25 protein-coding genes are annotated in these 17774 nt (G+C 64.0%); 15 read left to right on the top strand and 10 right to left on the bottom strand.

Translation table 11 applies throughout. From position 1 onward, the window contains the following. Positions 1 to 5: 5 nt before the first annotated feature. Positions 6 to 368, bottom strand: a complete 363-nt coding sequence (locus BFF78_RS25230; RefSeq protein ID WP_069780482.1) for a four-helix bundle copper-binding protein — start codon at positions 366 to 368, stop codon at positions 6 to 8. A gap of 628 nt (positions 369 to 996) precedes the next feature. On the opposite strand from BFF78_RS25230, the gene BFF78_RS43615 reads away from it, so the two are divergent. From BFF78_RS43615 to BFF78_RS25175, 15 genes are all read left to right on the top strand, one after another. After that, on the top strand, positions 997 to 1206 hold the full coding sequence (locus tag BFF78_RS43615; RefSeq protein WP_079161471.1) for a hypothetical protein: 210 nt from the start codon (positions 997 to 999) through the stop codon (positions 1204 to 1206). After that, positions 1190 to 1702 carry a DUF6879 family protein gene (locus BFF78_RS25225; RefSeq protein ID WP_069780481.1) on the top strand — a complete coding sequence of 171 codons (513 nt, stop codon included), beginning with the start codon at positions 1190 to 1192 and terminating at the stop codon, positions 1700 to 1702. Before BFF78_RS43615 ends, BFF78_RS25225 begins: the two co-directional genes overlap by 17 nt. Next, positions 1699 to 2532 carry a helix-turn-helix domain-containing protein gene (locus BFF78_RS25220; RefSeq protein WP_069780480.1) on the top strand — a complete coding sequence of 278 codons (834 nt, stop codon included), beginning with the start codon at positions 1699 to 1701 and terminating at the stop codon, positions 2530 to 2532. Before BFF78_RS25225 ends, BFF78_RS25220 begins: the two co-directional genes overlap by 4 nt. A 323-nt stretch (positions 2533 to 2855) precedes the next feature. Beyond that, positions 2856 to 2993: a hypothetical protein gene (locus tag BFF78_RS46975; protein WP_165289379.1), complete on the top strand. Its 138-nt coding sequence runs from the start codon at positions 2856 to 2858 to the stop codon at positions 2991 to 2993. A gap of 14 nt (positions 2994 to 3007) precedes the next feature. Further along, positions 3008 to 4195: a cupin domain-containing protein gene (locus BFF78_RS25215; protein ID WP_069780479.1), complete on the top strand. Its 1188-nt coding sequence runs from the start codon at positions 3008 to 3010 to the stop codon at positions 4193 to 4195. Continuing rightward, positions 4192 to 5097 (top strand): aldo/keto reductase, encoded by a 906-nt coding sequence (locus tag BFF78_RS25210; RefSeq protein WP_069780478.1) that lies wholly within the window; start codon positions 4192 to 4194, stop codon positions 5095 to 5097. The genes BFF78_RS25215 and BFF78_RS25210 overlap by 4 nt, the downstream gene beginning before the upstream one ends. Then, positions 5078 to 5593, top strand: coding sequence for a hypothetical protein (locus tag BFF78_RS48395; protein ID WP_227025925.1), 516 nt, complete (start codon positions 5078 to 5080; stop codon positions 5591 to 5593). The genes BFF78_RS25210 and BFF78_RS48395 overlap by 20 nt, the downstream gene beginning before the upstream one ends. Further along, a complete protein-coding gene (locus tag BFF78_RS48390) occupies positions 5590 to 5931 on the top strand; it encodes a hypothetical protein (protein WP_227025924.1) in 342 nt (113 codons plus the stop codon). Before BFF78_RS48395 ends, BFF78_RS48390 begins: the two co-directional genes overlap by 4 nt. A 439-nt stretch (positions 5932 to 6370) precedes the next feature. Continuing rightward, the gene (locus tag BFF78_RS25200; protein ID WP_069780477.1) at positions 6371 to 6562 is read left to right on the top strand and encodes a hypothetical protein; all 192 of its coding nucleotides are present in this window, start codon (positions 6371 to 6373) and stop codon (positions 6560 to 6562) included. Then, entirely contained in the window at positions 6546 to 7070 is a 525-nt protein-coding gene (locus BFF78_RS25195; protein WP_069780476.1) for a DUF6879 family protein, read from the top strand. The genes BFF78_RS25200 and BFF78_RS25195 overlap by 17 nt, the downstream gene beginning before the upstream one ends. Then, the gene (locus tag BFF78_RS25190; RefSeq protein ID WP_079161853.1) at positions 7067 to 7897 is read left to right on the top strand and encodes a helix-turn-helix domain-containing protein; all 831 of its coding nucleotides are present in this window, start codon (positions 7067 to 7069) and stop codon (positions 7895 to 7897) included. The genes BFF78_RS25195 and BFF78_RS25190 overlap by 4 nt, the downstream gene beginning before the upstream one ends. Positions 7898 to 8229: 332 nt before the next feature. Further along, complete coding sequence (locus BFF78_RS25185) at positions 8230 to 8454, top strand: DUF7848 domain-containing protein (protein WP_069780475.1); 225 nt, start codon at positions 8230 to 8232, stop codon at positions 8452 to 8454. 95 nt (positions 8455 to 8549) lie between these two features. Beyond that, positions 8550 to 8774 carry a DUF397 domain-containing protein gene (locus BFF78_RS25180; RefSeq protein WP_046427928.1) on the top strand — a complete coding sequence of 75 codons (225 nt, stop codon included), beginning with the start codon at positions 8550 to 8552 and terminating at the stop codon, positions 8772 to 8774. An 81-nt stretch (positions 8775 to 8855) separates the two neighbouring features. Beyond that, positions 8856 to 9323, top strand: a complete 468-nt coding sequence (locus BFF78_RS43610) for a hypothetical protein (RefSeq protein ID WP_079161469.1) — start codon at positions 8856 to 8858, stop codon at positions 9321 to 9323. A gap of 431 nt (positions 9324 to 9754) precedes the next feature. Further along, positions 9755 to 10510 carry a class I SAM-dependent methyltransferase gene (locus BFF78_RS25175; protein ID WP_069780474.1) on the top strand — a complete coding sequence of 252 codons (756 nt, stop codon included), beginning with the start codon at positions 9755 to 9757 and terminating at the stop codon, positions 10508 to 10510. Between the two features lie 190 nt (positions 10511 to 10700). Here BFF78_RS25175 and BFF78_RS25170 read toward each other — a convergent pair whose 3' ends face one another. The 9 genes from BFF78_RS25170 to BFF78_RS25135 all read right to left on the bottom strand — a co-directional run bounded on the left by BFF78_RS25170 (position 10701) and on the right by BFF78_RS25135 (position 17656). Further along, positions 10701 to 12083, bottom strand: a complete 1383-nt coding sequence (locus tag BFF78_RS25170; protein ID WP_069780473.1) for a DUF3987 domain-containing protein — start codon at positions 12081 to 12083, stop codon at positions 10701 to 10703. A gap of 399 nt (positions 12084 to 12482) precedes the next feature. Then, on the bottom strand, positions 12483 to 13232 hold the full coding sequence (locus BFF78_RS25165) for an Lsr2 family DNA-binding protein (protein WP_069780472.1): 750 nt from the start codon (positions 13230 to 13232) through the stop codon (positions 12483 to 12485). A 220-nt stretch (positions 13233 to 13452) separates the two neighbouring features. Continuing rightward, positions 13453 to 13992, bottom strand: coding sequence for an HNH endonuclease (locus tag BFF78_RS50200; protein WP_227026154.1), 540 nt, complete (start codon positions 13990 to 13992; stop codon positions 13453 to 13455). A gap of 303 nt (positions 13993 to 14295) precedes the next feature. After that, positions 14296 to 14589, bottom strand: a complete 294-nt coding sequence (locus BFF78_RS25155; protein ID WP_159033056.1) for a phage terminase small subunit — start codon at positions 14587 to 14589, stop codon at positions 14296 to 14298. A 117-nt stretch (positions 14590 to 14706) separates the two neighbouring features. Beyond that, complete coding sequence (locus tag BFF78_RS25150) at positions 14707 to 15417, bottom strand: hypothetical protein (RefSeq protein ID WP_159033055.1); 711 nt, start codon at positions 15415 to 15417, stop codon at positions 14707 to 14709. A 15-nt stretch (positions 15418 to 15432) separates the two neighbouring features. Continuing rightward, positions 15433 to 15603 carry a hypothetical protein gene (locus BFF78_RS46355; protein ID WP_159033054.1) on the bottom strand — a complete coding sequence of 57 codons (171 nt, stop codon included), beginning with the start codon at positions 15601 to 15603 and terminating at the stop codon, positions 15433 to 15435. A 567-nt stretch (positions 15604 to 16170) separates the two neighbouring features. Next, positions 16171 to 16800 (bottom strand): hypothetical protein, encoded by a 630-nt coding sequence (locus tag BFF78_RS25145; RefSeq protein WP_069780469.1) that lies wholly within the window; start codon positions 16798 to 16800, stop codon positions 16171 to 16173. A gap of 64 nt (positions 16801 to 16864) precedes the next feature. Next, the gene (locus tag BFF78_RS25140) at positions 16865 to 17017 is read right to left on the bottom strand and encodes a helix-turn-helix domain-containing protein (RefSeq protein ID WP_227025923.1); all 153 of its coding nucleotides are present in this window, start codon (positions 17015 to 17017) and stop codon (positions 16865 to 16867) included. A gap of 87 nt (positions 17018 to 17104) precedes the next feature. Next, the gene (locus BFF78_RS25135; protein WP_069780467.1) at positions 17105 to 17656 is read right to left on the bottom strand and encodes a hypothetical protein; all 552 of its coding nucleotides are present in this window, start codon (positions 17654 to 17656) and stop codon (positions 17105 to 17107) included. Between the last annotated feature and the right edge of the window lie 118 nt (positions 17657 to 17774).

The raw sequence follows: 17774 nt of genomic DNA, 5'->3' as shown, positions 1-17774 counted from the left end.
AGGCCTCACATGCCGGCGCCCGCCATGGCACGACATGTCTCGGCGCAGCGGCGACACGCCTCCGCGCAGCGCATCATCTGCTGGTCGTCCGGCATGGACATACACGCCTCGGCGCACATGTCGCACACCTTGGCGCAGAGCGTGCACATCTCGGCGGACATGGGCGAGCGCCGCATCATCATGTCGGCGCACATGCGGGTCGTCTCGGAGCAGTCCATCAGCGCCCGCATGACCTGCATCTGCTGCTGGCCGCCCTTCTGCATGCAGGAGCTCATGGTCTCCTCGCACATGCTGTGGCAGTTCATGCAGGCCTCGATGCAGTCCTGCACCTGCTGGGTCAGGGCCGGCATCATCTGGGACTGGGTCATGGCTCCTCCTGTGAGCCGGGGGCCCGGGCCGGACCCCGTGTGCTTCCGTCCTACGTCGCACGGGCTTGACCCGCATGTGACCGACCGGTCGTAAGGTGAGCGCAGGCATGGGAAAGGCGCCCCGGAGGGCGCCTTTCGCGAGAGAGCCGAAATCCCGTGCCGTTACGGCAGGTTGCGGGCCATGACGATCCGCTGGACCTGATTCGTGCCCTCGTAATCTGGGTGCTTAACAGGTCATACGGCTCTGACCTGCACGAAGACCCATCCCAGAGTGGGTGTCCCCGGCATTTCCCCGTGATCGTCAGCAGTCTGCGCAGATAGGGCTGTGATGGTTGGTCATGGTCACCTGCTGCTTCTGCCCGTTCCCGGCCGTTGTTGGTCATGCGTTGGTCATGTGACCAACCCTCCTCCGAGGCGTCCGTCCTCGGGGCTGCCGTCAGCCGTACCCGACGGCGACCAGGTCCGCCCAGTCTGCGCAGGCACAGGAGCATGACCACGTCCCGGGGTGGTCCGGGCCCACTTTATGCAAGGACATGCATAGTCGCGTTCGTGCATAGACGTGTAGCGCCGCCCCTTCTACTGTCGTTGGCCAGGCGGCCCAAACGGGGCCAGAGCAAGGGGGTTTGGCATGTCCGAACGTTCGGCACTCACCCGGCTCACGGGCAACGGCAACGGCGAGTGCGGAGAGAAGGACTGCCCGAACGTGTACCGCACGGCAACCGGCTCGTTCGTGGTGCAGGGCGACGTGTCCGACGCCTTCACCCCGCCCACTGGCGAAGGGCTCGTTGAAATCCCCGAGTCGGTTCTCAGGGAGGCATTCCGTGCACTTGGATGGTGACGCGTGGAATGACTGCTTCGATTCCATGGAGCGGGAGGCGTGGCGGCTGGAAACGCTGCCCGTCTACACCATGCCCCAGGAAGCGGAGAAGCTGAAACGCTTTCTCGCCGGGGAGAAGTCGCCCGACGATTACACCTCGGGCTGGATGGACGAGGTCCGGCAATGGACCTCGGAAGGAAAGAGGGTCGGCAGGGTGCATATCGTGACCCGCCCGCTCTCGGACTACCTTCGGTTCGAGTTCGAGTACTACTACCGGCACCACGTAAAGGCGGGCGAGGATATCCGCATCCTCGACCTCACCGACCGGGTGAACCCGGGACTTCCAGATCAGGATTTCTGGATGTTCGATGAGTCCAAGGTGGTCCTGATGAATTACCGGGCGGACGGGACACAGATAAACCGAGAACTGTACGAGGGTGATCCGCAGCCGTACCGAGAGTGGAAGCGGATTGCCGTTGCCGAGTCGGTTCCATTCCTGGAGTACGTGAGCGGGTGACGTTCGACCCTGAGCAGTTGGGGCAGCCGAAACAGGAACTGGCGGCCCTGCTGAAAGAACTACGCAAGCGAGCCGGCCTCACTGGGGACCGGCTCGCTCGGCGTTGCAATATGTCCCAATCAAAGATCAGTCGGATCGAGAATGGGAAAGCCCAACCGAGCCTGCTGGATTTGGAAAGGATCCTCCGGGCCGTCGTGGCTCCGCCCGAGGTAATCGAAGAGGTCATCGCCCTCGCCAGGCTGGCCAACACGGAATGGCAAGACCTGCGCTCACTGCGGCGCAGGGGCCTAGAGAAGAAGCAGACTGAACTTGCGGCCCTTGAATCCTCGTGTACGGAGTTCCGCTTCTTCCTGCTCTCGATGATTACAGGACTGCTGTCCACCCCCGAGTACATCCGGGCGAGCCTTGCTCATTCCCCGGCCGATGTCACTAAGACGATCGCGAGGAAGCTGGAGCGGCAGGAGGTTCTTTATGACACGAAGAAGCGGTTTACCTTCATCTTGACTGAGCAGGCTGTGAGGTGGCCGCTCCTACCCCCAGCTGCAATGGCGATGCAGATTGACCGGCTGGCCTCACTGACTCACCTTACGAACGTGAAGCTCGGCGTCATCCCAATCACGGGGTACAAGCCTATGGCTCCAATGGACACCTTCACCATCTATGACAACACGCTGGCCACCGTGGAGAACACGACCGGTGTCGTGATCCTGAGAGATCCAAGAGACATCGAAATGCACCTGGAGCTGTTCTCCACGCTGGAGGGTTACGCGTTGTTCGGGGACGAAGCGCGAGTCTTGTTGGCGGAGTGGTCTGCCGCTTGCCGTTCATGATCTTTAGTCCATGACGGGAAAGAACTACACAGCCGCCGCTTTCCGGGTCAATGATTTCCCCCATGGCGGCGACCGAGCGAGACGAAACGAGAAACCGCAACGGCGGGCGCGTGAGTCTGCGGGTGTCGTACGACGGCGGTAGGACGTACGGCCCGGTGCGCACGGTGAAGCGCCGCTTCGGCCGGTACGCAGGTCCGCTTTACGTGGCGGTGATCCCCGTCTGCCCTGGTTCTCGTCGGAACCCTGGCTCTCCGGTAACCGCCGCTGTCCCTTTTGCTTCTGCCGGATTCCTGGTGGGAGTTCCCGAGAAGAAAGGTAGTCCGATGGTGGAAGAGAACACCGGTTCGGCGGCCCCCGAGGGGGGTGGCCTGCTCGTCGCGAAGCGGAAGATCGTGGCCGCGCGGACCCGCGCCGAGCAGGAGTCGGACGTCAGCAGCGGCCGTTCCGACGGCAACGACTGACGGGAGCGCCCACGTTGCTTGATGCAGCCTCGTGGGCGGGGCGTCTGGGCGGGGACAGGTTTCTCGCCCAGACGTACCACCGCTCGTACGCGCACTTCCCTGGAGCCGCCGACACGGCGGGCCTGTTCTCCTGGGACGACCTGAACCGGATCATCGCCACGCAGCGGCTGGAACCGCCCCGGCTGCGCCTGTCGGCCGACGGCGAGATGGTCCCGCTGCACCGCTACGCGATCCCGACCACGAACCGCCGCGCGGTCACCTGGTCTCGCATCCAGCCGTCCGACTTCCATGCCCAGCTCAGGGACGGGGCGTCGCTGGTCCTCGATGCTGTGGAGAGGATCCACCCCGCCGTGGGGGCGGCTGCGGAGGGGCTGGAACGCTTCCTCGGGACTTCCGTACAGGCCAACGTGTACGCCTCGTGGACCGAGCGGGAGGGCTTCGGCCGGCACTGGGACGACCACGATGTGGTGGTGGTCCAACTGCACGGCTCCAAGCGGTGGCGCCTGTGGGGGACGACCCGTGAAGCACCCACCTTCCGGGACGTGGAGTCGCCGGAGGAGCCGGAGGGCGACCCGGTGGCGGACCTCGTTCTGTCCCCGGGTGACGTGCTCTACCTGCCGCGCGGATGGTGGCACGCGGTCACCGCTGACCAGGGGACAGAATCCCTGCACCTCACGTTCGGGATGGTCCCGCACACGGGCGCTGACCTGATGCTGTGGGTCGTCGATCAGCTCCGGGCATCGGTCGCGCTGCGCAAGGACATACCGCGTTTCGGCTCGCTGGCGGAACAGTCGGACTTCATCGACGCCGTACGCCGTGAGGTGGCCGACGTGATGGCAGACCGACGCCTCGTGGAGCGGTGGGCTGAGTCGATCGACACGACCGACCTGGGCCACGCGATTCCGTCCCTGCCGTACGTCGACGGACTCCCCGCACGGGGCGAGATCACCGTCAAGCTCACCACTCCGAGGGGCCGCCTGACGGCGAACCCGACACAGGGCACGGTCACCTTCTCGGCGGCAGGTACCTCCTGGGACTTCGCCGAGTCCGCCGTGCCTGCTCTGGGCACGCTGCTGGCCAACCAGCCGACCACGCTCGGCGAGATGGCCGACTCCGCAGGACTGGAGGTCAAGGAGGTGGCCGACCTGGTCTCCGTCCTCATCGACGGCCATGCCGTCGCAGTCGTGGGTACGGCGCTGTGACCGCCGCGCTCTGCCTGGGGACATACCGCGTGCGTGCCGTCAGTCAGGCGGCACGCACCGCCCTGGCTGCCGGTAGCCCCTGGGTGGACACCGCCCCCAACTATGGTCGTGGTCGGGCGCATGAGGAGCTGCGCCCGGTGCTCCGGGAGTACCCCACCGTTCGGGTAGCCACGAAATCGGGGTTCTTCACCGAGGAACAGGGCCGCATCGCCCTGGCTGAGGGCGTGCTCACCTGGGAAGGGGAGGGCAGTAGGCACAGCCTTGAACGGCGCTTCGTCCGCTGGCAGACGGAGCACTCGTTGGCCGCGCTCGGGCGTGTGGACCTGGTGTTCGTGCACAACCCCGAGCACCACGGGCACGGCCTTGACCGTGCCACTCTGCATGGGCGTGTACGGGAAGCCTTCACGGCGCTGGAAGAGTTCGCCCGTGCGGGCAGGATCGGTGGGTACGGCGTCGCCACCTGGTCGGGCCTGGCCTCCGGAGCGTTCAGCGTTCCCGAACTACTTGCGCTCGCCCGCCAGGCGGCTGGTTCCGCCGAGCACCACCTCACGGGCTTGCAGATGCCCGTCAGCCTGATCATGGATGCCCCGATCACACAGGCGCTGAACGGCGGCGGACCACTGGTGCAGGCGAAGGACGCCGGGCTGATCACGTTCGGCTCCGCGCCCCTGCACGGGGGCGAACTCCTTGATGCCATGACACCCGAACTGGTGAACCTCATCCGTCCGGGCCTGTCGGCCGCAGCCGCTGCCCTGCTGGCCGCTGGCTCTTGCCCCGGCCTCGATGTCGTCCTCACCTCCGCGAGCACCCGAGAGCACTGGGACGATGCCGCCAAGGCTCTGGCTGCGCCGCTGACGTCCCAGGAACTCAGGAGGGTGACGGATGAACTCGCCTCTGAATAAGGAGGTACAGGCCCTGATGGAGGCCGCCCACGACCGGGCGGCCAAGGCTTTGGGGCTGACGTGCTCGGGTCCGCTGGCGTGGGGCTTTCTCGGTGTCACCCTCGGCCGCCGGGCAGGGGATCGGTGGCTACGGGTCAGCCGAACAGCGAAGCGCAACGCGGGCAGGAAGCACGGGGAGGGCATCGCCGGGGCCTCCCTACTCGTGCCTGCCGCTGTCCCGCGCCCGCGCCTGTACGGGGTGCACGACTGGACCGACGGTGAGTGGGCCTTCGAGGCGGAAGTCCTGGACTACGTCACGCACCCCGCCGTGTCCCCGGACCGAGCCGACATCGACCACGACCCCGGGTTGCCCGACGAGTGGTGGGCGGACCTTCGCCAAGCCCTTGCCCTGCTCTCTGAAGCGGAGGGTGTGAAGGTCACTGTCCGGGACGCCTGGATCGAACGGGCCTTCCCCAGTTCCTCGACATCCCGGCACCCGCCAAGGTGGTGCGGGTGACCGGCCACGGTGACCTGCACTGGGGCAACCTCACGGCCGGGCCTCTGACCCTGCTGGACTGGGAACGCTGGGGCTTGGTGCCCTTCGGCTATGACGCGGGGCTCCTCCACGCGAACAGCCTGCTCGTTCCCGACGTAGCCGCCCGCATCCGCGAGGAGTTCGCCCCGATCCTCGACACCCCGGCCGGTCGAATCGGGGAACTCGCGGCCCTGGCGGAGATGCTGCAAGCCGTAGCCCGTGGCTGGTACCCCGACCTTGCGCCCCACCTGGTTGCCCGAGCGGAGGCACTCACGGGAGTGCGCCCGCCCGTTCCGATGCACTCCGAGGTGATCGCCTGACCGCGTCGCTGTGAGCCCGCTCAGCGCTCTCACCGATGTGCCGGTACAAGGTTGGCGGGGGCTATCGCTGGCTTGTCGTCGTCCCTTCTGACCTGCAAAAACCCTGCTAGGGAAGGTTCCTCGCCATGACGATCCGCTGGACCTGATTCGTGCCCTCGTAAATCTGCGTGCTTTACAGGTCATACGGCCCTGACCTGCACGAAGACCCCTCCCAGAGGGGGTGTCCCCAGCATTTCCCCATGATCGTCAGCAGTCTGCGCAGGCAGGAGGCGCGCTGGAGGCACCTCCGCCAGTCGCGCGCTATACGAGCAGGCCCGGCGCAGGTTACGCGGTTTCCCGTTCTGTCAACCGTGATCGCTTGACCAGTGCGCCCAGCCCTCGGGAGCATCAACCCAGATGCGGGGTACTGGCAGCGGCACGGGAGAGGGGAACCCAGACCATGAAGGTCACCAAGCTGGTCAGCACGTGCGACATCAAGGATTGCCCGACGATCTACGCGACGGATCGCGGCACCTTCCTGGTACAGGGCGAGACGCCGACCGATCACGGGCTTCAGATTCCCGCGCACGAAACCCTGGTCGAGATCCCGATGGAACTGATCCAGAAGGCCATCCGTGCCAACCTCATCTAGGACCCTCGGCGACCTCTTCGAGGCATTCGAACGCGAGGCATTCCGGCTGGAGACCCTGGACGACTACAGCAAGTCCGGGAGCGTCGACGCCTATCAGGCATTCCTGGCCGGGGAGACACAGCCAGACGACTACAACGCAGGCTGGATCGAAGAACTACGCTCGCACACCGAGAAGGGGAAGCGGGTATACCGGGTCCATATCCTGTCCCGCCCGCTCACGGACTATCTCAGGTTCGAACTCGGCTGGGGCTACCACAAGAATGTGAGCGGGGGTGAAGAGTTCTTCATCCTCGACATCACCGACAAACCCAACCCCCTGGAGAACGTTCCGGATTTCTGGTTCTTCGACTCCGAATCCGTGGCCGTGATGAACTACGACGGAAGCGGAAAGTACCTGGGATCGGAAGTGCTACCGCCGGAACAGACAGCGGAATTCACGCGGTACCGTGATGCGGCTCTCGCGCACGCGGAACCGTTCACCGAATGGTGGGCCAAGTACGGGACGTGAACAGAGCACAGCTTGGAGCCGCGCTGCGGGCGCTGCGAGTGGCATCCGGCAAGGAAGCCAAAGCGGTGGCCCGCAGCGCCCTCATGTCTCCGTCCAAGCTGTCCAAGATCGAGAATGCGAAGCTGGCACCCAGCGCGACGGACGTAGAGCGCATCCTGACCGCCATCGGCGTCTCGGACGAGGTCAAAGCGGAGTACGCGGAAGCCGCACGCGCGTCAGCGACGGAAGCGACGGCGTGGCGCCTGCTCAAGCGAATCGGGGTCCACAAGGGCCAGCAGGCCGCCAAGGCTCTGGAAGCCCAGATGTCTGTACTGCGGCTGTTTCAACCCGCGCTCGTTCCGGGCCTGCTCCAGACGCCCGAGTACATCAGGGCCATTCTGCAACGGCACAATCTGAGTGAAGACGCACTCACGCGAACGATCAATGGGCGACTCGAACGGCAAGCGGTTCTCTACGATAACGCAAAGTCGCTCCGGTTCATCATCACCGAACCTGTTCTGCGCTGGCGCATCGTGCGACCGCAGATGATGGCCGCTCAGCTTGATCGCATCGTCTCCATTTCGCGGCTCTCCCACGTGGACATCCGGATAGTCCCTCTGCGAATTCAGCAACATGACATAGCAAATCATGCCTTCGTCATCCGTGACGACCGCATGGTGACAGTTGAAACCGTCCACGCCGAAGTCGTCGTTACGGACCCGCGAGATGCGAGTCTCTACGTTGATAAGTTCGAAGGATTCGCGCGAGCCGCGCTGGCCGGCGACGAAATGCGTGATCTGATCGAAAGCATCCGCAACGACTTTTTGCGGGAACAGGAAACAGGCTAGAGGCGCAATCGTGGGCCGCCGAAGATGGGGGCCATGGTGAGCGACAGCAAGGCACATAGGACCGAAGCGGCTGATCATCTGGGCAGCAGTGAGGCCCGACAGTTCCTCTCCCGTCTCTCCGGAGCGTTCGGCGTCGGCGGCGTGCTCATGGTGCAGAAGAGCGACCCTGGCCCCGAAGGCGCGGACCTGGCGCCGAGTTCGGCTTTGCACTGGCCTCGGTGTGAGTGCGGGAGCCCGAAGTGTCCTGACTACAAGCCCCCGCCGAATAGCCCGTCAGCGGGACTGAGCGGCAGAGTCGCCGCAGCCAACGCGCGGAGCCGTAGGGGTGGGCTGTGAGCGTCAGAGCGGCCATGCGGTACGTCATGCACCGGATCACCGAGCATCCCGACACGGACGTGACGTTCGAGGCCGAGTGTCTGCACTGCGGTTGGAAAGCGACTCCCGCCGATGACTCGGCCTCCGTCGACGTGGAGTGCATGAGCCACACGGGCCGGTCCGGGCACGCCGGTTTCCGGCGCATCCGGACCTCGTTCGCCATGGTCGTTCGCGCCGAGTGAGACACCACCCCTGCGGTGGAATCCCTGAACTCCCGCCCGGTATGGGCGGCGACGGTCAGTCATGGCCGTGATCAGTTGAGCAGGAAGGTGCAGTGATGCTGGACGGAAGTGATCTGTACGCGCTCGACATCAACGGGGCGTCGTTCGTGAAGGCATGCGGCGGCCCCTGCACCGAAGGGTGCGTGACCCTGGCGCGGATCGGTGACGACGCCTGGGCTCTGGGTGACAGCAAGCGGCCGGACGCCCAACCGCTGCGGTTCACCACGGAGGAACTGGACGCGGCCGGTATCGACCCGGCGCGCTTCGGCCTGAACGTCTGAGCCTCCCCCTCCCGCCAGCCGGGCCGGGTCCTCCTGTCCCTGGGTCCGGCCCGGCTGGCACTCCTCGGAACGGAACGACTGGTGCACCACCACGGCTATCTATGGACCGGCCCGAAAGAGCGTTTCGACAATGAGGCCCTGCGGCGACCTCCACATCCTGAGCCGCCCCCGGCCGGAAGCAGGCCAGAACTGCTCCAGCGTTACCGGGAGGTCGCGGCGGAGTTCCCGACCGTCGACCTGCCGCCCCTTGAAACGGCGTACTGGCTGATCAAGCCCCGTTCCATCGTTCGTGGCACATGGGAGGAAGCCAAGGAGGCTGCAACCTGGCTCGGTGAGCGGCTGGCCGAGTACGCGCCCCGGTTCGCGGCGGAACGGGACCGAGACACCACCCGCCTAGCCCGCCTGGTGGTCTCTGCTGCCGAACACCTGCACTCGGGCGCTGATGTGTCGTACGGCTTCTATCTGGAACGTCCCTCGTATCTGTCCCTGGCAGTGGTGACGTGCTCCCCGAATCGTGCGCTTCCTGGAGCGGCCTGCCCAGTCGCGTAGTCGAAACAGTGAAAGGCCCCGTCCGAATGGACGGGGCCTGCTTGGTTTGCCTAGAGCAGCGCAAGGAAGGGATTCGTGTCCCCGAGCGGTTCCGGTCGCTTCGGTTCCGGCGCAGGCTTGGGTGCTGGTCGGTAAGCGTCAAGCTGGACACCCGTTGCGCGGTTCTGTTCACGCTCCGCGCTGGCCGGCTGCAGCTCAGCGTGACGGGAAGTGTCCCGGTTCCTGTTGCTGTCCGTGCTGGCCGGCTGCGGCGCAGAGTTACCTCACGAACAACTTCTCAGCTAACCAGCCGATGACATCCACTCAGACGGACAACTGACAACCCACAAACACCGTCAGAGCCATCCTTGCGAAAACCATTGGTGCCCGGCTTGCTCCGCTGATGAACTGACGTCCTGCCGTGAGTCTGCCGCGTGACGGAGGTAGTAGTTGTGACGGGTTATAACGCGCTTGCCGAGGTGTACGAGTGGCTCATCTCGGATGCAAAGCTGGCTCCAGCCGAGTTCGCTGCGTCGTTCGATGACGTCCTCAATCTCCTGCCGTCGAACGCTCACGTCCTCGACTGTTCGTGCGGAACCGGACAGTTGGCGGTTGGCCTCGCCGGTCGTGGCATGCAGGTTGTCGCAACTGACGCCAGCGAAACGATGGTTCGTCGGACTGCAGAGTTGTCTGAGGAGTTCGGGGCATCCGTCCGGGCCGTACGGGCGAACTGGGAAGAGTTGCCCGACCATTTCCAGGACAACACGTTCGACATGGTGTTCTGCGTTGGCAACTCGCTGCACCATGCCGTGGGCGCGAGAGGCAGGGTTGCTGCTCTGGAGTCGATGTCACGGCTTCTGCGTCCCGGCGGGCGCTTGGTACTCACCTCCCGTACTTGGGAACTCGTGAGGGCCAGAGGCTCCCGGCTGGACATCAGTGACCGACTCGTCCGCCGGAACGGTCGCGATGCCATCGTGGTCTACCGCTGGGAGATTGCGCCGCATTGGGAGGAGGAGCACCACATCGAGATTGCGATCGCGCAAGTTGATACGACCGGGTTGGTTCATGTCCGCTCGGAACTGCTGTCCTGCTGGCCCTACCGGTACGAGGAACTCGAAGTCGAGCTGCACCGGGTCGGACTCCAGACGGAACTGAGCACGTTCGATCTGGAGGCCGAGAACTATATGGTGGTCGCGAGCAAGGTATAAACACCGGACTCTCAGTCCCTGCCCGGACCGCGCGGTTGCTCGCAGGACGCTTGCGCCCTCTCATCGGTGCGGTTTCACCACGTACTCGCTCACCAGGGCACCCATCCAGCCGGTGTAGAGGTCGACTGGCGCCACCTGCCAGATGCCGGACGAAGCCCCCGGAAGTGGTTCCGAGGGCTGACTTTGTTTGCTAGAGCAGTGCGCGGAACGGGTTCTCTTCGAGCGGTTCGGGCCGCTCGGCCACGGAAACCGGTGGGCGAACCGACCGCTTCGGTTCCGGCTCAGGCTCCGGGGCACGGTTCGGCTCCGGACGGTAGGCGTCCAGGCGGACCACGGTGGGCCGCTGCGCCTCCCGATCTGCTGCGGCCGGCATGGGGGCGGAAGAATGGGAAACCGGTTCTGGCTCGGACTCGGAATCGTCACCGCGGAGTGTGAAAACGGTGGCCGGCCGACCCGTCTTGCCTGACCGTTCTACGGTCACCACAACTTCCGGAAGTGCTCGGACCTCAGCGGCCGTCGCTCCCACGTACGGGAGCACCTGCGAGGACGTGGCCGATCCTCCATGAAGTTCGATCCTGGCCCGGACCTTCTCAGCAAGGCTGAGCGGCTGACGCTTCCCCTTCGGAGACTCGCCCCCGGCGATCTCTTCCACCGAGTCCATGGTGTACGTGACAAGTGACGCCGCCGCTTCCAGGTCGGTCGCCGTGATCTGCGACCGCAGATCGAAGAGCGCGAACAGTGCTGCGATGCGGCGTACCTGTTCGTTGCAGCGGGCAGCGAACGCCTTCAACCCCTCGGACTCACGGGCCTTTGTGAGCAGGTCCCGCCGGATGATGTCGGCTACCTCGTACGCATCCTCGGAGAGGGTGACCAGACCGGCCCGCTGACTGTGCCGCACTGCGCGGGCCATCGCTTCCCCAGCTTCCGGGGTCAGATGCCGGGGCATCTGCTCGCGCTCGCTCAGCCACTGGACCTGGGCAACGGGCAGGATCAACAGCCGGTTGTACGACCCGCCGTCGCGTTCCGTTGTGCTCATGCTGGCCCGGAACTCTTCGGGCGTGATGTGACCCATGATTGCCACACGCGGATCATCGACCTGTACCGGTTCCTTGGCCCTAGAAGTGGCGACCGTTGCCCCGTCCCACAGATCACGGAGCACCTGAGAGAGGTTCGCCTGCCGACGCCCCGCCCGCAGGACGCGGGCGTATTCGGTGTCCACGATGAGCGCATGTCCGTCGCGGTCGGCCACGGCTTGGATGAGACCGGCTCCGCCGACCACACCATTGATGACGTGCCCGCTCATGAAAGAACTGTTCGCGTCCTTGGCCACTGCTGAGGCGATACCCCACGACTGCCCCTTGCCCTCACCGGTGCCACCGCACAGCAGGACGTGAAGCATGAGCGGCATGGAACCGGAACCGCGCTGAACTCGGGTCTCCGGCAGCATGGCGGAGAACACGCACAGGAGGCCACCGAGCAGACCGATCGGAGACCACTCCACATGAGGAGCGAGAGAGGCCACAACGTCCCTGAGTCGGCCAGTGCTCATCGCGCGGAAATCGGGGGCGCTCATGCTGCGTTCACTTCCTGAGAGTTGGTTCGGTTGCGGAGGGAGGCGACGGGTCGCCACCGGCCTCCGTCCTTGGTCTGAAAGTTGGGTTCCTTGGCTGACTTCCGCAGCAGGGGAAGTGTGTCTCCCCCGTCCGCCGGAACGGTCACAGCGGTACAGCGGGATACCTTGTCCATCGGGACATGTCGGCGAACAGCGGCCACCGATAGCGGGTCGTTGCTCACGATTCCGGTACGGCGCTTGCCCTTGGGCGTGGTCCAGGTGACCCAGGAACCGGGAGTGCAGTTCCACCCTTGGATGGTTTGGACTCGGCCCCGTACGCCTTGGCGCTCTTCCACAGGCTCAGGTCAGTGGGCCGGGGGTGACGGCCGCAGTCAGCGGCCGTCACAGTGGGCGCGGCGCTTACGCCGCTATTCCTTTTCCCTCCGACGCATCCTTGTGCGTCATTTCGTAGGCGTGCCGCACGTGCATCGGGATGCGTCCCTTCGTAGGGACTGTGTATCCGTTCTCTCGTGCCCACGCGCGTACGGCTCGGTTCCGCTCCCGCTCGCTCACTCCGGAACGGTCGACCTTGGCAGGCTCCGGCAGCGCGTCACCACCGACCAACTCACCGGCCCGAATCGCGTCACGGAACCGACCCGGCTTCCGCACGTCCATCACAGGAATGCCACGCTCGGAAGCGTCACGCAGCTTGGTCGCATTCCGGTCGCCACCGTCGCCAAGGATGAGCAGGACCGTGCTCTCATCGGCCCGCCCCACTACCTCATAGCCCATGCGGCGAACGGCTTCACGAGCGTCCGTCCAGTCGTAGCCGGGAACCTCACCTGCGATCATCACGGACGGGACAGGCTCCGCGTCGGGCTCCACCACAGGTGCCGCTTCCCGCTCCGGCTCCGGCTCCGGCTCCGGCTCCGGCTCCGAGACAGGCTCAACCGGCATGGAATCAGGTGCAGTCGGCGTGACCTCATTCTCAGACGGAGCACCCAACGCATCGCAGAGGTAGCGACCGAATGTGACGTCATGCTCCAAGCACAGATGCCACGTGTCCTTACCCAGCGTCAGCGATGACGTGGCCTCCACTTCCGACCCGTCACGAGCAATGTGGGCATCACAAAATGTGTACTCAACCGGAACCAGAATGGTACGACGCATGACGCTGCATTCCTTTGATGAGGCGGAAGTCTTAGCGAGTGTCCGGAGCGTTGCTCTGACGGTCTTCTCGCTTGAGAACTATTCTTCCGCACCCCTATCACGGAACGGTAACTAGCGAATATCTGACGCATTACTCAATTGTTTATGACCCCGGGGGTAATGCCTATTTGAAAAGGAATAGGACCCACCGGGGGTGCCACCCTTCGACCGCGTTTGCCAATCAAAATGTGGGGCTTGATGCGCTAGATTTGCCAAAGAAGGCATCCATGATGTCATCGAAGTCACTCGATGATCGAGTCCAACGGATTGGATCCGTGGTGAAGTCTCGACTGTGAGCTTCCCGGAGCTGATCGGCGTATGACAGCCGCAAATCACGAATTTGCTCTCGATTGTCAGGGGCGCGCTTACCCGGGAAGGATTGGACAAACCATCGGCGGCGTTCCGGAGTGGCCAGCTCTTGGCAGACGGCTTCAACCCGCCGAATGGTCCTGACGCACTCCTGGTGTGCGTCCTGGTAGCTCTCCAGAAGCCGTATCTCTCCGAGCGGAGTTCCCCTCCAGTAGGTGATCTTCTGAAACTCCCTACGCATGATCCATTGCGGGAGGGGGGCATCTGACTTGCTCTGGTTACAGTCGTCGCAGGCCGGCACGAGGTTCTGCGTGCTGTGCCTGCCCCCGCCTGCGAGCGGGATCACATGGTCCATCACTTCGGACTCTGCGCCGCAGTAGACACAGCGGCCGTTGTGGGCTGTGAGAACCATCATGTGTACCCAGAGATAGAACGACTTCCGTGCCACTTTTCCCCTCCCACGATCTCGGAGCGGACCCTATCTCTGGGCACTGACACTCAGTTGGCTACTCCCTCTGACACTCGAAGCACCGAGAGGGCACGTGGTGATGGTCGTCCCACGGGCGGTGCTTGCCGGTCGCCAGCCAGGCGATGTGCACGGAGAACTCCAGGAGGCAGCTAGGGCACTGAGGGTCGTCCCAAGGGCACTGGACACCGGGCCTGTGCTGGCCGTCGTGCGCGGTGGCTGCCCCAGCCTTGGTGGCTCGCCGGGCACTCACTGGGCATCTCCCTCGAAGGCCCAGCCGAGGCGCTTCATGCCCTCTGCGGTGAGGCCCAGGGCCCCGGCAAGGTGACGGAACTCCATCTGATGAGTGCTGGTGGCAGTGCCATCAAGGATCTTGCCGAAGTAGGTGAGCATCACGGCCACGGTCGGGATGAACGACTCGTCCCACATGGCGGCTTGCGGAGACTCCCACCACTGCTGCCACTGATCCCGTTCAGCCTCCGTCCAGTCCCGGACGGCCGGCATGTCCGGCACGGGAAGCCCGTGGTCGGAGGGCAGCTCCACCACACCCCTATATCTGGAATGGGGACTATTCGGGTTTCGGAACTTCGGCATCTCATCACCTCTCAAGCAAAACAATGGCCCCCTGCTACGTGCAGGGGGCCGGTTCGACAGCGATTGTCAGGCGGCATGTTCCTCAGGCGGTGCGACGAAGTCCCCGAACTCAGCCCGGTTGCCTCGGTACTGGTCGATCAGGCCCAGATTCTTGGCGCTGTCGAAAGTGAGTCGGCCATCCGAAGTGGTCCGCCAGGCCTTCACCTCTTCGCCCAGGGCGCCAGAGAATCCGCGCCACTTGGGCCGGGTCAGCTCTCCCCCGGTTGTAGCCCACAGGAAGCGGCTGACGCTGCCTGCCAACTGGGCGCGTGCCGCTTCTGCCTTGGCGATTGCGGCCCGGTACTGCTTCAGTGCACGCTCAGACTGCTCGAACCCCTGGCGGGCCAGCTCCGGCAGCTCCTTCACGATGGCCTGAGTCACTGCGGATTCGGCCTGTTCCACGGCAAGGGCCAGGGCAGGCTCTACCCGCTCGTACTCCTTCACTCTGGAACGGACCTCGGCCAGAGCCTCGTCACGATCAGGAAGCGGTCGGCCCTCGGATACGGCCTGCATCTCCTGCTTCCTGAGTTCCCTATCCGCCTTGCGCAACGCGGGAACGTAGTACTCACGCGACGTACGGCCGTGGCTGTCATCGATGTACTGACGAGCGCAGTCCGCATTCTCCATTCTGTACTTGCGATGACGTTCCTCCAGATCGTCACGATTGCGAATCAATTCCAGAGTCTCGCCAGAGAGCTGAAATGCCGACAGATCAAATCCTCGGTGAATGATGGGCATGGGTCTCCTCGTATTTCAGTTACGGCCGAGCATCAGGTCATCAAAATGGCCGGAGCGTCGGGCCTGGGAAATCTGCTCCGGCGACATGCGGGCGAGATCGTCCCGCGTGTACTGCGCGGGCCTGGCCTCCTGCATCGCCTTCAGGATTTCGGCTCGGATCATTGCGCGCATCGGGTCATCGTTCATCGTTGTTCTCCTTGGCTATCCCACTGGTAGACAGCCTGGGTGCTGCACCCGATTTGATCGGCTAGCTCCTTGACGGTGATTCCCAAACTGAGACGTCGAGATTTTCCCTTCTCAGGGTCATACATGGTTCCTCCAAGCATTTGAGTGAGTAACAAGAAGAGCAAAAGACAGGGCCCCTGGGTGGCTGAGGGGTGAAGAAATCCGGTGATGCCACAGAGGCGACTATCACTCCACTTGACCTAAAATTCTCTGACTGAGAATCCAAGTGAAGAGGGCCGCTTTGGGGGCGGCCCTACACCTCACAAGAGGACAACGTAAGAGAAGACACTGCCCCCCTTACCCCCCACTGTGAACGAGATCAGCAGAGAGCAAGAGGAGGAGTGTTTCTCTACGTTGTCATCTCACAGGGAGGTTTCCGCAGAGCCCCGTAACGACTTGGGAACTGCCCGGCCGTGTAGGCCGTGCCAGAGGCACACCGCCGAGTGTGCATGGCCCCAGAGGATCGCTCCTCCACTGTTCTGAATAAATGCGACACAGGCGGGGGACGCCCTGAAGCGGCTACCGCTGTCACCTTCCGGTGGTGTTGATCCGGCCCCACAGCTCTCGGTAGCCGGACAGGTCTTGCTCCTCCAGGCCGTCAAAGTCGTACACGAGGTTCCTGTTCTGCCCCACTCGGATTCCCGCATACCGCGAACGCCGCGTGCGGGCCTTGGCTGCCTTCTGGTGAGCCTGGCAGTACCTTCGGGGCCGTCCACGCTTTCGTACCGTCTGCGAGGCATACAGAGGCTCACGGCATCCGGTCCATTGACAGAACTCGGGGGGAGAGCTGCGGCGCTCCACCGTGAAACCGGAGCCGTATTGCGCGCTGGCTTCCTCCGCTTGGGCAAGAAGGGAGACCAGTTCGCCGTAATGGTCGGGTTGCTCCGCACCGGGCCGCTCCCGCATGAGGGATTCCAGGTCTCGACGGTTCAACTCTGGGTCGAAGCTGGGAAGTGCCGCCACGATGGGAACCCAACTCAAAGGAACCATCCCGGTATGCGCCGCCGCTATTCGATCAAATTCCCCTTCTTCCCGCTCCGGCCAGAAACCCGGCCACTCCTCGGATGCCTCTTCGCCAGCCGCCTCTAGAAGTGAATCCGCACGCCGCTCCAACTCGGCCTGTCCCCATTCGCCCATCGGCGGGATCGTCTTCGTCACGCAGTCCTCTCGGCAAACAAAAAGCCCCCGAATTACCTCGGGGGCGTTCGCGTATTGCAGTTCTTCAGTTCTGGTCGTCCAGCCATTTTTCCAAGTCGGCCGGTCGGCAGCGAAGGGACTGACCCACCTTGCGGAACGGGATCTGTTCGGCCTTCCAGTTCCCGTACACCCAGGAACGGGGCTTGCTCAGGTAGTTGGCCACGTCGTCAACGGTCATCAGTCTCGGGTACGCCATTCATCCTCCAAGAAACAAGAAAGCCCCCGAAGACCCTCGGGGCTCAATGCGTATGAAGTGCTAGGTTGTTCAGCCGTGTTGGCTACCTGCTTCAGCCATTTCCTCAAGTATGGCTTTGGCCTTGTCCGTCAACTCGCCACCCGCCTTACCGGCAACTGTGGTCAGGAAGCCGTCCCTTCTGGCCCGCTTCAGGTGATCCTTCACCGTCTCAGGTCGGCGGCCGATGAGCCGGGCCAGCCATGGAATGGGCGCAGGAGCCCCAAAATCCGCCATGACGGTGTACGTGGCTACAAGCAAGGTCAAGTACCGCTCTGAGACGCCTTCGCCCTCCAGGGCGAGCCTCGCCGCCTCTCCCATCTCATTCACCTTCCCTGCCAGTTCCTCCAACGTCCGCTGAGCTTCGGGAGCCTGCTTGGCCAATTCCAACGCGGCGACCATGTCGAGCCTGCGCAGGACAGTGGTCGAGATACCCCGTGCCACCTCACGAGCCGGGGCACCTTCGGCCGGCCGGATGGTGATCCGCTGCGGTCCCCCGTTGATCGGCCCTACGGGCCACCACATGTGGACCACCCAGGCGCCTTGCCGCTGAGTGATCTCGAACCCGCTGTCATCCGCTTCCATATCACTCAAGTTAGCACACCCAGGGTGCTCCACCCTGTGTTGACAACCCAGGGTGGTCAGTGCGCAAACTTGAAACGCCGGGGAATGACCGGCGCGACGGCGGGGCGGGCCCGTACGT

It is taken from the genome of Streptomyces fodineus, from assembly GCF_001735805.1.
In the GTDB taxonomy this organism is placed as follows: domain Bacteria; phylum Actinomycetota; class Actinomycetes; order Streptomycetales; family Streptomycetaceae; genus Streptomyces; species Streptomyces fodineus.
This window is presented reverse-complemented; position numbering and strand designations above follow the sequence as displayed.

Coding starts and splice junctions, on each gene's coding strand:
- BFF78_RS25200 (WP_069780477.1), top strand. CDS start 6,371: ATGAAGGTCACCAAGCTGGTCAGCACGTGCGACATCAAGGATTGCCCG.
- BFF78_RS25140 (WP_227025923.1), bottom strand. CDS start 17,017: ATGACCGTTGACGACGTGGCCAACTACCTGAGCAAGCCCCGTTCCTGG.
- BFF78_RS43615 (WP_079161471.1), top strand. CDS start 997: ATGTCCGAACGTTCGGCACTCACCCGGCTCACGGGCAACGGCAACGGC.
- BFF78_RS46975 (WP_165289379.1), top strand. CDS start 2,856: ATGGTGGAAGAGAACACCGGTTCGGCGGCCCCCGAGGGGGGTGGCCTG.
- BFF78_RS46355 (WP_159033054.1), bottom strand. CDS start 15,603: ATGAACGATGACCCGATGCGCGCAATGATCCGAGCCGAAATCCTGAAG.
- BFF78_RS48395 (WP_227025925.1), top strand. CDS start 5,078: ATGAACTCGCCTCTGAATAAGGAGGTACAGGCCCTGATGGAGGCCGCC.
- BFF78_RS25150 (WP_159033055.1), bottom strand. CDS start 15,417: ATGCCCATCATTCACCGAGGATTTGATCTGTCGGCATTTCAGCTCTCT.
- BFF78_RS25170 (WP_069780473.1), bottom strand. CDS start 12,083: ATGAGCGCCCCCGATTTCCGCGCGATGAGCACTGGCCGACTCAGGGAC.
- BFF78_RS25135 (WP_069780467.1), bottom strand. CDS start 17,656: ATGGAAGCGGATGACAGCGGGTTCGAGATCACTCAGCGGCAAGGCGCC.
- BFF78_RS25165 (WP_069780472.1), bottom strand. CDS start 13,232: ATGCGTCGTACCATTCTGGTTCCGGTTGAGTACACATTTTGTGATGCC.
- BFF78_RS25230 (WP_069780482.1), bottom strand. CDS start 368: ATGACCCAGTCCCAGATGATGCCGGCCCTGACCCAGCAGGTGCAGGAC.
- BFF78_RS25180 (WP_046427928.1), top strand. CDS start 8,550: ATGCTGGACGGAAGTGATCTGTACGCGCTCGACATCAACGGGGCGTCG.
- BFF78_RS50200 (WP_227026154.1), bottom strand. CDS start 13,992: ATGGTTCTCACAGCCCACAACGGCCGCTGTGTCTACTGCGGCGCAGAG.